Here is a 14,680-nt window from a genome sequence, read left to right as displayed (position 1 = left end):
ATGGCGGCGAACATGCCGACAACCCGATCGACATCCAGGAATTCATGATCATGCCGGTCGGTGCGGACTCGATCGCTGACGCGGTGCGGATCGGTTCGGAAATCTTCCATACCCTGAAAAAGGGGCTGGCTGCCGAGGGGCACAATACCAATGTGGGTGACGAAGGTGGCTTTGCACCCAATCTCAATTCCACCGAGGACGCCCTTGGCTTCATCATGAAGTCGATTGAAAAGGCCGGCTACGCACCGGGCGAGGACGTCTATCTGGCGCTCGATTGCGCTTCGACGGAATTCTTCAAGGATGGCAGCTACAATCTCAAGGGCGAGAGCAAGACGCTGGGTTCGGACGACATGGTCCGTTACCTTGAAGACCTCACCACCCGCTTCCCGATCATCTCGATCGAAGACGGCATGGCCGAAGACGATTGGGAGGGCTGGAAGGCCCTGACCGAAGCCATCGGCTCGAAGGTTCAGTTGGTCGGCGACGATCTGTTCGTCACCAATACCGAGCGCCTCAATTCGGGCATCAAGATGGGTGTTGCCAACTCGATCCTCGTCAAGGTCAACCAGATCGGCTCGCTCTCGGAAACCCTGCAGGCCGTCGAGATGGCGCACAAGGCGTCCTACACCTCGGTCATGTCGCACCGTTCCGGTGAGACCGAGGACTCGACAATCGCCGATCTCGCCGTCGCGCTCAATTGCGGGCAGATCAAGACCGGCTCGTTGGCCCGCTCGGACCGGCTAGCCAAGTACAACCAGCTGATCCGCATAGAAGAGTTCCTTGGGACCTCGGCGCGTTACGCCGGCCGTTCTATCCTCAAGGGGCAGTAACAGGGCAGGGGGCGCCTCGGGCGCCCCTTTTTCGATGCGATCACGCGCCGTTGGCAGCGCCGGAAACCAGTCCTTAAGCATAGCTGTGCGATAAGGAGCCTTCCAGTTCCTGCGTATCGTCCGATCTCATGCCCACCCGCGTCAAACGCCCATCGATCCTGGTCAAGCTCGGCATCACCGCCGGCCTGCTCGCGTTTCAGGGCTATCTGGGTTATCATGTCGTCACCGGAACGTTCGGGATCGACAGCCAGCGGGAAATGTTGGAAGAAATCAAGGTGCTGGAGGCCCGCAGGGCGGCTCTCGAAACCGAGATCGATTCCTATGAGCATCGGATAGCCCTGTTTGACCCGCGGCGGCTCGATCCAGACATCCTGACGGAGCGGGCCCGCGCGCTTCTCGGCCTGGTGCATCCCGACGACATCATAATCGTTCCCGACGATCCAAGTTAATCGGATTGCGGTTAAGAAATAAAATTAACCGCAATTATGTTTATCGTCTTTTGTGCTATGAAATCAATGATATGCGTATTGTTTCGGCTTCGTAGCGGCGCTTGGCGTCTGGCGTCCTTCGGTCTATTGTGCATCAATGCATTCAGCATCCCGTCCAGCCTCCAAAAGGGTGGCGGCAGCGATGACGTTCTTTCCGGAGATATCGCATGGCGCGTAAAGCGACGGCCGCCAAGGCCAAATCCAATGCCCCCGAATTCACAAAGGAAGAGGAACTCCACGCTTTCCGCGAAATGCTGCTTGTCCGGCGCTTTGAAGAAAAAGCCGGCCAGATGTACGGCATGGGTCTGATTGGCGGGTTCTGTCACCTTTACATCGGCCAGGAAGCTGTCGTTACCGGCATCACCATGGCGTCCAAGAAGGGCGAAGACGCCCAGATTACCGGCTATCGCGACCACGGGCACATGCTGGTCATGGGGCTCGACCCCAAAGGCGTCATGGCCGAGTTGACCGGCCGCAAGGGCGGGCTGTCCAAGGGCAAGGGCGGCTCGATGCACATGTTCTCCAACGAACATCGTTTTTATGGCGGCAACGGCATCGTCGGGGCGCAGGTTTCGCTTGGTACCGGGCTGGCCTTCGCTTCGAAATATCGCGGCGATGGATCGGTTTCGATCACCTATTTCGGTGACGGTGCGGCCAATCAGGGCCAGGTCTATGAGAGCTTCAACATGGCCAAGCTCTGGAAGCTGCCGGTCGTCTATGTGATCGAGAACAACAAATACGCCATGGGCACCTCCGTCGAGCGATCCGCCTCGACCACCGATCTGTCCCAGCGCGGTGTGTCCTTCGGCATCGAGGGCGAACAGGTCGACGGCATGGATGTGCGCATGGTCAGGGAAGCCGCCGAGCGGGCCATCGAACATGCCCGGTCGGGCAAGGGGCCCTATATTCTCGAAATGCTGACCTATCGCTATCGCGGCCATTCCATGTCCGATCCGGCCAAGTACCGCTCCAAAGACGAAGTGACCACCATGCGCTCCGAGCGCGATCCGATCGAGCAGGTCAGAAAGCGCATTCTCGAGCAGAAATTTGCCAGCGAGGACGAACTCAAGGATATCGAAAAGGATATTCGCGCCATCGTCACGGAAGCCGCGGACTTTGCCACCAACGATCCCGAGCCCGAAACGTCCGAGCTCTATACCGACATCACCGTATAAGCGCCGGCAGGGAGACCTCACGATATGCCAACCGATATTCTTATGCCCGCGCTCTCGCCCACCATGGAAGAGGGCACTCTTGCCAAGTGGATCGTCAAGGAAGGTGACAAGGTCGGCCCCGGCGATGTCCTGGCCGAGATCGAGACCGACAAGGCCACCATGGAAGTCGAGGCCGTCGATGAAGGCGTGATCGGCAAGATTTTCGTCGCCGAGGGCACCGAAGGCGTCAAGGTCAACACCCCGATCGCCGCGTTGTTGGGCGAGGGTGAGAGCGCCGACGATGTCGCGACGCCCGAAATTGGCTCCGACGAGCCAAAGGAATCCGAAAAGCCCGGCCCCGATACCGAAGCGGCCGAAAAAACCGAGCCCACGACAAAGGCCAAGGACGCACCCGCCGCGCCGCAGTTCAAACCGCAGGACGATCCCGATATCCCCGACGATGTCGAGATGGTGACCATAACGGTTCGTGAAGCCCTGCGCGACGCCATGGCCGAGGAAATGCGCGCCGACAAGGACGTCTTTGTCATGGGCGAGGAAGTGGCCGAATATCAGGGCGCCTATAAGGTCACCCAGGGCCTGCTGCAGGAATTCGGCGCCGAGCGGGTTATCGATACCCCGATCACCGAGCATGGCTTTGCCGGTCTGGGCGTGGGCGCGGCGTTTGCGGGCCTCAAGCCCATCGTCGAGTTCATGACGTGGAACTTTGGCATGCAGGCCATCGACCAGATCATCAATTCCGCCGCCAAGCAGCTCTACATGTCGGGGGGGCAGGTGACCGCGCCCATGGTGTTCCGTGGCCCCAACGGTGTTGCTTCGCGCGTCGGTGCCCAGCACAGCCAGGATTATTCGGCCTGGTACAGCCACGTTCCCGGCCTGACCGTTATCGCGCCCTATACCGCGGCCGACGCCAAAGGGCTGCTCAAGGCCGCGATCCGGTCGCCCAATCCGGTCGTCTTCCTCGAAAACGAACTTCTTTATGGCACCACCGGCGAAGTGCCCAAGATGGACGATTTCGTTCTGCCGATCGGCAAGGCGCGCATCGCGCGTGAAGGCAAGGACGTGACCATCGTGTCCTTCTCCATGGGCATGCGCTACGCCACCCAGGCCACCGAAAAGCTGGTTGCCGCCGGCGTCGATGTCGAACTGATCGACCTGCGCACCCTGCGTCCGCTCGATATCGATACGGTGATTGAATCGGTGAAAAAGACCGGTCGCATCGTTACCGTCGAGGAAGGTTGGCCGCAGGGCGGTATCGGCTCGGAAATCTCGGCCCGCCTCATGGAACGCGCCTTCGATTACCTCGACGCACCGGTCACCCGGGTGACCGGCAAGGACGTGCCCATGCCCTACGCCGCCAACCTCGAAAAGCTGGCCCTGCCCAGCGTCGACGAGGTCATCGCCGCGGTCAACGCCGTCACCTACCGCAGCTAAGGGAGGCTCTTGCGATGCCTATCAACATCACGATGCCCGCCCTGTCGCCCACCATGGAAGAGGGCACTCTGGCCAAGTGGCACGTCAAGGAAGGCGATAGCGTTTCGTCCGGAGACGTGATCGCCGAGATCGAAACCGACAAGGCGACCATGGAAGTGGAAGCGGTCGACGAAGGCACCATCGGCAAGATTCTGGTCTCCGAAGGCAGCGAGAACGTCAAGGTCAACGCCGTGATTGCCGTCCTGCTCGAAGAGGGCGAGAGCGCCTCCGACATCGACGAGGCCGCACCCGCCCCCACGACCGAAGCGCCGAAGACCGAAGCGCCGAAGGACGAACCCAAGGCTGATGCCGAGGAACCCAAGGCAGAGGAAAAGTCGAAAGACACGCCCAAGGCGCCGTCTTCGAGCTCCGATGCCAAGCCACCTCCCGAGCCGCTTCCCGCGCCCAAGTCTGACGGCAAGCGCGTTTTCGCCTCGCCACTGGCGCGGCGTCTCGCCAAGGACGCCGGGATCGATCTTGCCGCCGTTTCCGGCTCGGGCCCCAAAGGGCGCGTGATCAAGGCCGATATCGAGAAGGCCAAAAAGGACGGCGTTTCGACAAAGCCGGGCACGGCCCCCGCCACCGGTGCGCCACTGGCTGCCGGTCTGGGCAAGAACCAGGTTCTGGCCATGTACGAGGAGGGCACCTATGACATCGTGCCCAATGACGGCATGCGCAAGACCGTTGCCGCCCGCCTGACCGAATCCAAGCAGACCGTGCCGCATTTCTATCTTACGCTCGATTGCAATATCGACGCGCTGATGAAAGCGCGTGAGGAAATCAACGCGGCCGCTCCCAAAGACAAGGACGGCAAACCCGGCTACAAGCTTTCGGTCAATGATTTCATCATGAAGGCCTGGGCCATTGCGCTTCAGCAGGTGCCAAAAGCCAACGCCACATGGGCCGGAGATTCGATCCTCTATCATCACCGCTCGGATGTCGCCGTGGCGGTCGCCGTGCCTGGCGGGCTGTTCACCCCGGTCGTCAAATCCTGCGACACCAAGAGCCTTCGCCAGATTTCCGACGAGGTCAAGGATCTGGCCACCCGCGCGCGGTCGAAAAAGCTTGCTCCCCATGAATATCAGGGTGGCGCGTCGGCGGTCTCCAATCTGGGCATGTACGGCATCAAGCATTTCGGCGCCGTCATCAACCCGCCGCACGGCACCATCCTTGCCGTCGGTGCGGGCGAAGAGCGGGTCTATGCGGAAAAGGGTCAGATCAAGACCGGCAGCTTCATGACCGTGACGCTTTCATGCGATCACCGCTCGGTCGATGGAGCCCTCGGGGCAGAAGTTCTGGCCGCGTTCAAGAAGCTGATCGAAACGCCCGTGATGATGCTGGCTTGAGGCGCCCCTGATGAAAACCATCCTCGCCTATGGCGACAGTCTCACCTATGGCTCCGACGCTGTCGTACAGGGCCGGCGCCACGCCTATGAAGACCGTTGGCCGACCCGGCTCGAAGTCGGGCTGGGCGGCAAGGCGCGGGTTATTGCCGAAGGTCTGGGCGGTCGTAGCACCGCCTTTGACGACTTCACCACCACGGCAGACCGCAATGGCGCGCGTATCCTGCCGACGCTGATCCACAGCCACGCCCCGCTCGATGCCGTCGCCATCATGCTCGGCACCAACGACATGAAAAGCTTTGTCTGCGGCAGTGCCCTGGGCGCTTCGCGCGGCATCAAGCGGCTGGGTGAAATCGTCAGAGCAGAGGCTCCGCAAGCTCAGCTTCTCCTGATATCACCACCCCATTGCATCGAACCGGCCAGCCCCCCGCTGGACCCCAGGTTCAGTGAGACAATCGCGGAAAGCCGCCAGCTGGCGCACCATTACAAGCGTGTCGCCGACGAACTTGGCTGCCAATTCTTCGATGCGGCAACGGTCGCCAAAGCCGATCCGGCTGATGGCGTGCATCTCGACCCGGCCAACACACGCGCAATCGGCGACGCACTGGCGCCGCTCGTCAAGGACATGCTGGGGCTCTAGCCCCGAACCAAGAGGAAAGCCATGGCAGATCAATACGATATCATCGTGATCGGCGCCGGTCCCGGCGGCTATATTGCGGCCATCCGCGCGTCCCAGTTGGGCCTCAAGGCCGCAATCGTCGAGCGCGAGCACATGGCGGGCATCTGTTCGAACTGGGGCTGCATCCCGACCAAGGCGCTGCTGCGCTCGGCCGAAATCTACGGCCACATGGATCATGCCAAGGATTACGGGCTGACAGCCGACACGTTCGGGTTCGATATCGAGGCCATCGTCAAGCGCTCGCGCGGTATTGCCGGCCGGATGAATGATGGCGTTCAGTTCCTGATGAAAAAGAACAAGGTCGATATCATCTGGGGCGAGGCAACTATCACCAAGCCCGGTGAGATCAAGGTCGAGGCGACCAAAAAGAAGGCCGTCGAACCTCAGCATCCCAAACCCAAGACGACACTGGGCGAAGGCACCTACAAAGCCAAGAACATCATCGTCGCGACTGGCGCGCGCCCGCGCGTGCTGCCCGGCATCGAACCGGATGGCGATAAGATCTGGACCTATTTCGAAGCCCTCAAGCCTGCGAAGATGCCGAAATCCGTGGCCGTGATGGGGTCGGGCGCAATCGGCATTGAATTCGCCTCCTTCTATCGCTCGCTTGGCGCCGAAGTGACCGTTATCGAACTGCTGCCGCAGATCATGCCGGTCGAGGATGCCGAGATCGCCGGTCTGGCCCGCAAGCGATTCGAAAAGCGCGGCATTTCGATTTTGACCGATGCCAAGGTGTCCAAGGTCGACAAATCCAAGGACGGGATTACCGCCCATGTCGAGCTCAAGAACGGCGACAAGAAGGAAATCAAGGCCGATGTCCTGATTTCTGCCGTTGGGGTTCAGGCCAATTCGGAAAATCTCGGGCTGGAAAAGGCTGGCGTCAAGATTGACCGCGGCGTCATTGTCGTGGATGGCCATGGCCGCACCAATGTTGACGGCATCTGGGCCATCGGCGATGTCGCCGGCCCCCCAATGCTGGCCCACAAGGCCGAGCACGAGGCCGTGCTCGCCGTCGAAACCATCGCCGGCAAGACGGTTCATGGCCTCGACAAGTCAAAGATCCCCGGCTGCACCTATTGCGAACCGCAAGTGGCCAGCGTCGGCATGACTGAAGCGAAGGCCAAGGAAGCCGGCCGCGACATCCGCGTCGGCCGTTTCCCTTTCGTGGGCAACGGCAAGGCAATCGCGCTGGGCGAGCCCGATGGTCTGGTCAAGACCATCTTCGACAAAAAGACCGGCGAGCTTTTGGGCGCACACATGGTTGGCGCCGAAGTGACCGAACTGATTCAGGGCTTTGTGGTGGCGATGAATCTCGAAACCACCGAGGAAGACCTGATGCACACCATCTTCCCCCATCCGACCCTGTCGGAAACGATGAAGGAGAGTGTACTTGACGCATACGGTCAGGCACTCAACATATGAAATGGCTCAGGGCTTTGCCGGCCGATCGTTCGTAAAGTAAATTCAAGGTTGATAATTCGGTAAGCAATTCATCCAATGTCCTCTCAGGAAGGAAGGCACCCGTGGTAAATATGGAGCGGATAGATATCTGAAACCGTCCATATTGGGGTTCGTCATGGCTCAAGAGCTCTTGATGTACTGGGTGCTGGTCGGACTGGTTATTGGCCTGATCGGCGCATTTCTGTTTGGAACCAACTTGATCTGGCGTTATCTGGCCGCAGGCGTGGCCGGATCGCTCGCGGTAAGTTTCGCCATTGCCTATTTTGGCATTGACGTACCGATAGCAAACTGGCTCATGCGCCAGCTCAGCGTGGCAGCCGCTGGGGCCGTATTCGTCGTAACCTTTGTCAGGGTGTTGGACACATCAGCCTGACGGGTTCGGAAAAGGACACAATGGTCACTCTTCTCGATACCGTAGGCACCAAATCTCCAAGACACCCTGAAAAGGCGAAGCGTCCCGACACCGAGATGCTGCGCAAGCCCGACTGGATCCGGGTCAAGGCGCCCGGTTCGGCCGTTTACCGCGAAACCCAACAGATCGTGCGCGAGAACAATCTCGTCACCGTTTGCGAGGAAGCGGGCTGTCCCAACATCGGCGAGTGCTGGAGCAAGAAGCACGCCACGATGATGATCATGGGCGAAATCTGCACCCGCGCCTGCGCCTTCTGCAATGTGCGCACCGGTCTGCCGACCGCGCTCGACCCCCATGAGCCCGAAAACGTTGCAAAGGCCGTCGAAAAACTTGGCCTCGAACATGTCGTCATCACTTCGGTCGACCGCGACGATCTCGCCGACGGCGGTGCGCAGCATTTCGCCGACGTTATCCGGGCCATCCGCGCCCGCAATCCCAGAACCACCATCGAGATTCTGACGCCCGATTTCCTGCGCAAGCCGGGCGCTCTGGAAACCGTCGTTGCGGCAAAGCCTGACGTCTTCAACCACAATCTTGAAACCGTACCGTCCAAATACCTCACGGTCCGCCCGGGCGCGCGCTATTTCCATTCAATCCGGCTTCTACAGCGGGTCAAGGAACTCGATCCGCAGATGTTCACAAAGTCCGGCATCATGGTCGGGCTGGGCGAAGAGCGCAACGAAGTGCTTCAGCTCATGGACGATCTGCGCGTCGCAGACGTCGATTTCCTCACCATCGGTCAGTACCTCCAGCCGACCCGCAAGCATCACAAGGTCGAGCGGTTCGTGACTCCCGAGGAGTTCAAATCCTTTGCTACGGTCGCCAAGACCAAGGGCTTCCTTCTGGTGTCGTCGAGCCCGCTCACTCGCTCCTCGCACCATGCGGGCGAGGATTTCGCCGCCCTGCGCAAGGCGCGGCAGGAAAAACTCGGACTGGCTTGATGCAGAAGCATTTGGAGCGGCATGTGCCGCACTCGGCAGCGCAAATGCTTGCGTTGGTGGCGGACGTCGACACTTATCCCAAATTCATCCCCCACTGCGAGCGCATGGAAGTGCGCCGCGATGCGGCAAATCCGAACGAAAAATTCGATGCCCGCATGCACATCCGCTTCGGCCCGATCAGCCAGGCTTATACCAGCCGGATCGCGGTCGATCCTGAAGCGATGACATTGAAGGCCAGAGCAGTTGATGGCCTGTTCAGCCATCTCGACAGCACCTGGCGCTTCACCGAAGACGGGCAGGGGACCGCTATCGTCTTCGACATCGACTTCAAGATCGCCAATCCGCTGATCCGCTCAGTGGCCGAACCCGCTTTCGCGGCAAAGCAGGAAGAGATCATGGATGCGTTTGTGGCCGAGGCCCACAAGCGCTACGGGGCGTAAACCTCCATCACCATTTCCAGCGCCACGCGCACCGTGGCCTGCCGGACCATGTCGCGGCCCAGATCGCCGAACCGCTCTTCGCGATGATGTGTCCCATCGGGTGTGGCCAGTCCGAAATGAACCAGCCCGATCGGCTTTTCGTCCGATCCGCCGCCCGGCCCGGCGATGCCGGTTACCGAAATCGCCAGGTCTACGCTGGCCTTGCGTAAGGCGCCTTCGGCCATGGCGCGCGCTACCGGTTCTGAAACCGCCCCGTATTGCGCGATCAATGCCGCGGGCACACCGATCATTGCTGTCTTGGCATCGTTGGAGTACGTGACAAACCCGCCATAGAGCATGCCGGACGACCCCGAGACCGAAGTGATCGCCCCGGCGATCAGCCCACCCGTGCAGCTTTCCGCCGTCACCATCATATGACCGGCCAGGATCAGCCGGTCATTGACCTTCTTTGCCAGTGCCAGCGTTTCGTTATCGAGCATCGTCTAACTCCGCGGCAGTTCGATGGTGGCAACGGCCTGCGCTGCGATACCTTCCTCACGACCGGTAAAGCCGAGGCGCTCCGAAGTGGTTGCCTTGATCGCAACCCGATCCACACTCACTCTCGCAATTTCCGCAATCCGCGCCCGCATGGCCCAGACATGAGGGCCGATTTTTGGATGCTCGCAGATGATCGTTGCGTCCATATGGACGAGTCGCCCGCCGCGCTGCCGAACCAGCTCCGACGCGTGTTCGAGAAAGATCGAGGAGTCGGCATCCTTCCACTTCATTTCACCGGGCGGGAAGTGCTTGCCGATGTCTCCATCGGCCAGCGCGCCGTAAATGGCATCCGCAAGAGCATGCAGCACCACGTCCGCATCCGAATGCCCCTTGAGCCGGGCGGTGTGCGGAATGGCGATATTGCCCAGAACGACGGCGTCGCCCTCGGCAAAGGCATGAACGTCATAGCCCGATCCGACCCGTGTTTCCATCGTCTGTCCCTCAGTCATCATGCGCTCGGCCCGCTCGAAATCATCAGGCAGCGTTATCTTGATGTTGCGTGTATTGCCTTGTGCAAGAGCAACGCTCAAACCGGCCCATTCGGCGATCGCTGCATCATCGGTAAATCCGTCGCTCATTTCGATGGCACGTCTGTGCGCGTTGTAAATGGCGTTGAAATGAAATCCCTGCGGCGTCTGCGCGGCAAAAAGCTGGGTGCGGTCCTCGGTACCGCCCACAGTCTTGCCATCGAGCGAACGCTTGATCGTGTCCGTCACCAGCGTCACCGGTAGCGCACCATCGGCGTCGGCCAGTGCCGCAATGACGTTGCCGATCAGGGCAGCATCGACAAACGGGCGGGCACCGTCGTGGATGAGCACGATATCGGGAGACTGGCCGGCCAGCGATTCCAGTCCCTTCAGCACAGAAACCTGCCGTGTCTCCCCGCCAATGACCGGAGCTGCCAGCCTTGCGTCAGAAAGACCCAGATCGGCAAACATCTCTTCCTGTCCTGCACCAATAACTGCTATGACACGGTCGATTGCCTTCACCGCCAGCAATGCGTCGAGCGTTCGGGTCAGCAGAGGTTTTCCGGCCACCGAACGGTACTGTTTGGGAAGGCCGATGGTGCCCGCCCGCTCTCCGCGTCCCGCAGCGACAACCAGCGCAACGATCGTTTTGTCTTCGCTCATAAAACCCTGCTCGATCCCTGCAACGCGTTGCGCAAACTTCGTCCGCAATTAAAGCCCAACGCCCTGCGAAACAAGGTCAGCACCGCTGTCTTTAGCAAACTGATCTCACATCAGCCATTGAACGGGATCGAATTTTGACTAATCTGTCACCAAATTTGAGCCCTTGTATAGTTTTAAGGCAATAAATTGGCCAAACGTGCCTGCGAAATAAGCATAGACGACCTCCGCCTGCCAAATCGCGCCTTCCTTGCGCCCATGGCCGGAATTACCGACCGCCCGATGCGCGATCTTGCCGCGCGGTTCGGGGCGGGGCTGGTGGTATCCGAGATGATTGCCAGTGCAGCCCTTGTCACGGGCCACAAGGAGATGATCCGCAAGCTGGCGCCCAGCCACGGCCTGCCCCATATCGTGCAGCTTGCCGGATGTGAGGCCGATTGGCTGGTGCGCGGTGCCCGGATAGCCGAGGAGGCGGGGGCCGACGTCATCGATATCAATTTCGGCTGCCCTTCAAAGCGCGTCACCAACGGGTTTGCCGGGTCCGCACTGATGCGGGTGCCAGATATCGCCCTCTCGCTCGTCGAGGCAGTCGTCGCCGCCACCAGCCTGCCCGTTACCGTCAAAATGCGCCTCGGCTGGGATGACGACAACCTCAACGCCGCCGATATCGCCCGCCGCGCCGAGAACGCCGGGATCAAAATGATCACGGTGCACGGCCGCACCCGCCAGCAGTTCTACAAGGACACGGCCCGATGGCACCTCGTCAGGCCGGTCACGGAGGCCGTCAATATTCCTGTCGTCGTCAATGGCGATATTCTCGGACCGGACGAGGCCGATATCGCGCTGGACCAATCGGGCGCCGATGCCGTCATGATCGGCCGTGGCGCCCAGGGCCAACCATGGATCGTCGGGCAGGTGGCCGCCCATCTCGATGGACGCAAAGCCCCGGCCACGCCCAAGGGTAGCGAGCTGATCGACCTTGTCGCCGCCCACTACCAGGACATGCTGTCCGAATACGGCATCGAACTCGGCGTTCGCGTGGCGCGCAAGCATATTGGCTGGTACCTCGATGCTGCTGGCGAAGTGTCCAATGCGGCCCGCCGCCCGATCATGACCGAAAACGACCCCCACGCCGTCCTGCGCCTGCTGCCTCAACTTTTCGAACAAACATGGAGCCAGGCCGCATGAGCGCGCTTATGGAACTCGATCTCCATACCTCCATACTCCAGTCGTTGCCCCAGCCGGTCATCGTCTGTGCTCAGGACGGCTCGATAACTTTTGCCAATTACGCGGCCGAGGCGTTCTTCCACGCCTCCGCATCCATCCTGACGCGCCAGAAACTGTCCGATTTCATTGCGTTCGGCTCACCCATTCTGGGCCTGATCGAAAGCGTCGCGTCCCGGCTCGCACCAATGATCGAATATCGCGTTCAGGTCGGCACCGCCCGGGTGATCGAAGACAGGATCGCCGACGTCTATGCCAGCCCCATTCCCGAAATGCCCGGTCACGTCACGCTCATCTTCCAGGAGCGGACAATGGCCGACAAGATCGACCGCCAACTCGTATCGCGCGGGGCGGCGCGTTCGGTGACCGGCCTGGCCTCCATGCTGGCCCATGAAATCAAGAACCCGCTCTCGGGCATCCGCGGCGCCTCCCAATTGCTCGAGCAATCGGCAACGGGAGACGACCGGGCGCTGGCACGTCTCATTCGCGACGAAACCGACAGGATTGTCGATCTCGTCGACCGCATGGAGGTGTTTGGCGACGAACGGCCCGTCGAACGGACACCGATCAATATTCACGTCATTCTCGAACGGGTAAAGCTGCTCGCCGCCAACGGCGTGGCCAAGGGCATCACGTTTTCAGAGGATTACGACCCGAGCCTGCCGCCGGTGCTCGGTGACCGCGACCAGCTGATCCAGATTTTCTTGAATTTGATTAAGAACGCCGCAGAAGCACTTGAAAGAACAAACAAACCGGAAATTCGGATTTTGACAGCATTCCGACCGGGCATCCGTATCAGCGTTTCGGGAAACAGCAATCGGGTCTCACTGCCGCTTGAAATCGTTATCGAAGACAATGGGCCCGGCGTGCCATCCGACATCCTGCCGTTCCTGTTCGATCCGTTCGTCACGACAAAGCTCTCGGGCTCGGGCCTTGGCCTGGCGCTCGTCGCAAAAATCGTGGGCGACCATGGCGGCGTCATCGATTGCGACAGCAGGGCGGGACGAACGCGCTTCCGCATTCTCCTGCCCGTTGCCCAGAATACCGACATCAGCCAAGCCGAAGACCAGGACTAAGACCATGGCCGGACAGACAATTCTCCTCGCAGATGATGACGCCGCGATCCGCATGGTGCTCAATCAGGCGCTCTCTCGCGCCGGCTACGAAGTCCGGCCCACCGGCAACATTTCGACAATGTGGAACTGGGTGACGCGCGGCGAGGGCGACATTCTCATTACCGACGTCTCGATGCCCGATGGCAACGCGTTCGACGTCATGCCCAAGATCAAGAAACTCCGCCCCGAATTGCCCATCGTCGTCATGAGCGCCCAGAACACATTCATGACGGCCATCAGGGCCTCGGAAATGGGCGCCTATGAGTATCTGCCCAAGCCCTTTGACATTACCGAGGTTCTGGCCGTCGTTGGCCGGGCCCTTGCCGATGCCAAACGGCCCGCGCCCGATCGCCGTCAGGAAGACCAGAACGAAAACATGCCGCTGGTGGGCCGCTCGGCCGCCATGCAGGATATCTATCGGGCACTGGCCCGCCTTATGCAGACCGATCTGACCGTGATGATTACGGGGGAGAGCGGTACCGGTAAGGAACTGGTCGCCAAGGCGCTGCACAATTTCGGCAAGCGCAAGAATGGGCCATTCGTTGCCATCAACATGGCCGCCATTCCCCGCGACCTGATCGAAGCCGAACTGTTCGGCCACGAAAAGGGAGCCTTTACCGGGGCGACGTCGCGCTCCTCGGGCCGGTTCGAGCAGGCCGAAGGCGGCACGCTGTTTCTCGATGAAATTGGCGATATGCCCATGGACGCACAGACCCGCCTGCTGCGCGTGCTCCAGGAGGGTGAATACACCATGGTCGGGGGCCGTACGGCCATCAAGACCGACGTGCGTATCGTCGCTGCGACACATAGAGACCTCAGCCAGTTGATCCGGCAGGGCCTGTTCCGCGAGGATCTCTATTACCGCCTCAACGTCGTCCCCATCCGCCTGCCGCCGCTGCGTGAACGCATCGACGACGTGCCCGATCTCGCCGCCAGCTTTTTGAAGGCCGCGCAGCGCGAAAACGAGGCACCCAAGGTGCTTTCTTCCGACGCGCTCAAGCTCATGCAGCAATATCACTGGCCGGGAAACGTCCGCGAACTCGAAAATCTCGTCCGGCGCCTTGCCGCGCTCTACGTCGACGAAGTCATTTCGCTCGAGATTGTCCAGAACGAACTCAACCTCGCCGACCGCGGCAATTTCTCGTCAAAGCCCGGACCTGCGGACATCGTGACGGTTATCGAAAGCGATCTGGCCGAACTCTTCAGGGAATATGAGCCCAATCTGCCCCCCGCCGGCGTGTATCAGCGGATCATAGACAAGGTCGAGGTGCCGTTGATTTCGACGGTTCTCAATCTATGCGCAGGCAATCAGATCAAGGCAGCCGAACTTCTCGGCCTCAACCGCAATACGCTGCGCAAGAAAATCCGGGGCCATGGCATCGAAATCGTCAAACACTCCCGGCAATTGGGGTGAGCACCGTCCCAAAGGGCAAATCGC

At 60.4% G+C, this 14,680-nt stretch carries 15 protein-coding genes; 13 read left to right on the top strand and 2 right to left on the bottom strand.

Translation table 11 applies throughout. The annotated features are described in order from the left end of the window. From AACZ55_RS11385 to AACZ55_RS11340, 10 genes are all read left to right on the top strand, one after another. Positions 1 to 830, top strand: an 830-nt coding sequence (locus tag AACZ55_RS11385) for a phosphopyruvate hydratase (RefSeq protein ID WP_339646175.1), incomplete at its 5' end; no start/stop codon positions are given. Positions 831 to 958: 128 nt separating this feature from the next. Continuing rightward, positions 959 to 1,279, top strand: a complete 321-nt coding sequence (locus tag AACZ55_RS11380; RefSeq protein ID WP_338606922.1) for a septum formation initiator family protein — start codon at positions 959 to 961, stop codon at positions 1,277 to 1,279. A gap of 206 nt (positions 1,280 to 1,485) precedes the next feature. Further along, positions 1,486 to 2,493, top strand: a complete 1,008-nt coding sequence (pdhA, locus tag AACZ55_RS11375) for a pyruvate dehydrogenase (acetyl-transferring) E1 component subunit alpha (RefSeq protein ID WP_339646173.1) — start codon at positions 1,486 to 1,488, stop codon at positions 2,491 to 2,493. Positions 2,494 to 2,517: 24 nt separating this feature from the next. Continuing rightward, positions 2,518 to 3,924, top strand: a complete 1,407-nt coding sequence (locus tag AACZ55_RS11370; protein WP_339646171.1) for a pyruvate dehydrogenase complex E1 component subunit beta — start codon at positions 2,518 to 2,520, stop codon at positions 3,922 to 3,924. Positions 3,925 to 3,938: 14 nt separating this feature from the next. Further along, positions 3,939 to 5,309, top strand: coding sequence for a pyruvate dehydrogenase complex dihydrolipoamide acetyltransferase (locus AACZ55_RS11365; RefSeq protein ID WP_339646169.1), 1,371 nt, complete (start codon positions 3,939 to 3,941; stop codon positions 5,307 to 5,309). A 10-nt stretch (positions 5,310 to 5,319) separates the two neighbouring features. Then, complete coding sequence (locus AACZ55_RS11360; protein WP_339646167.1) at positions 5,320 to 5,946, top strand: SGNH/GDSL hydrolase family protein; 627 nt, start codon at positions 5,320 to 5,322, stop codon at positions 5,944 to 5,946. Positions 5,947 to 5,967: 21 nt separating this feature from the next. Next, entirely contained in the window at positions 5,968 to 7,407 is a 1,440-nt protein-coding gene (lpdA, locus tag AACZ55_RS11355; protein WP_339646165.1) for a dihydrolipoyl dehydrogenase, read from the top strand. A 154-nt stretch (positions 7,408 to 7,561) separates the two neighbouring features. Next, positions 7,562 to 7,819: a hypothetical protein gene (locus AACZ55_RS11350; RefSeq protein ID WP_338606916.1), complete on the top strand. Its 258-nt coding sequence runs from the start codon at positions 7,562 to 7,564 to the stop codon at positions 7,817 to 7,819. Positions 7,820 to 7,839: 20 nt separating this feature from the next. Then, complete coding sequence (gene lipA / locus AACZ55_RS11345) at positions 7,840 to 8,799, top strand: lipoyl synthase (protein WP_339646163.1); 960 nt, start codon at positions 7,840 to 7,842, stop codon at positions 8,797 to 8,799. After that, positions 8,799 to 9,239 carry a type II toxin-antitoxin system RatA family toxin gene (locus tag AACZ55_RS11340; protein ID WP_338606914.1) on the top strand — a complete coding sequence of 147 codons (441 nt, stop codon included), beginning with the start codon at positions 8,799 to 8,801 and terminating at the stop codon, positions 9,237 to 9,239. Before lipA ends, AACZ55_RS11340 begins: the two co-directional genes overlap by 1 nt. Here the strand turns inward: AACZ55_RS11340 and AACZ55_RS11335 are convergent. Together AACZ55_RS11335 and AACZ55_RS11330 are read right to left on the bottom strand one after the other, a co-directional pair. Continuing rightward, a complete protein-coding gene (locus AACZ55_RS11335; RefSeq protein WP_339646161.1) occupies positions 9,227 to 9,718 on the bottom strand; it encodes a CinA family protein in 492 nt (163 codons plus the stop codon). The genes AACZ55_RS11340 and AACZ55_RS11335 overlap by 13 nt on opposite strands. A gap of 3 nt (positions 9,719 to 9,721) precedes the next feature. Continuing rightward, positions 9,722 to 10,906, bottom strand: coding sequence for a bifunctional 2-C-methyl-D-erythritol 4-phosphate cytidylyltransferase/2-C-methyl-D-erythritol 2,4-cyclodiphosphate synthase (locus AACZ55_RS11330; protein WP_339646159.1), 1,185 nt, complete (start codon positions 10,904 to 10,906; stop codon positions 9,722 to 9,724). Between the two features lie 186 nt (positions 10,907 to 11,092). Here AACZ55_RS11330 and dusB point away from each other — a divergent pair, with 186 nt between their 5' ends. From dusB to ntrC, 3 genes are read left to right on the top strand one after another with little or no spacing between them, the layout of a single operon-like run. Then, positions 11,093 to 12,091: a tRNA dihydrouridine synthase DusB gene (gene dusB / locus AACZ55_RS11325; RefSeq protein ID WP_339646157.1), complete on the top strand. Its 999-nt coding sequence runs from the start codon at positions 11,093 to 11,095 to the stop codon at positions 12,089 to 12,091. Next, a complete protein-coding gene (locus AACZ55_RS11320) occupies positions 12,088 to 13,203 on the top strand; it encodes an ATP-binding protein (RefSeq protein WP_338606911.1) in 1,116 nt (371 codons plus the stop codon). The genes dusB and AACZ55_RS11320 overlap by 4 nt, the downstream gene beginning before the upstream one ends. Positions 13,204 to 13,207: 4 nt before the next feature. Continuing rightward, positions 13,208 to 14,656, top strand: a complete 1,449-nt coding sequence (ntrC, locus tag AACZ55_RS11315; protein ID WP_338606910.1) for a nitrogen regulation protein NR(I) — start codon at positions 13,208 to 13,210, stop codon at positions 14,654 to 14,656. Positions 14,657 to 14,680: the final 24 nt, after the last annotated feature.

It is taken from the genome of uncultured Pelagibacterium sp., assembly GCF_963972885.1.
GTDB lineage: Bacteria > Pseudomonadota > Alphaproteobacteria > Rhizobiales > Devosiaceae > Pelagibacterium > Pelagibacterium nitratireducens.
This window is presented reverse-complemented; position numbering and strand designations above follow the sequence as displayed.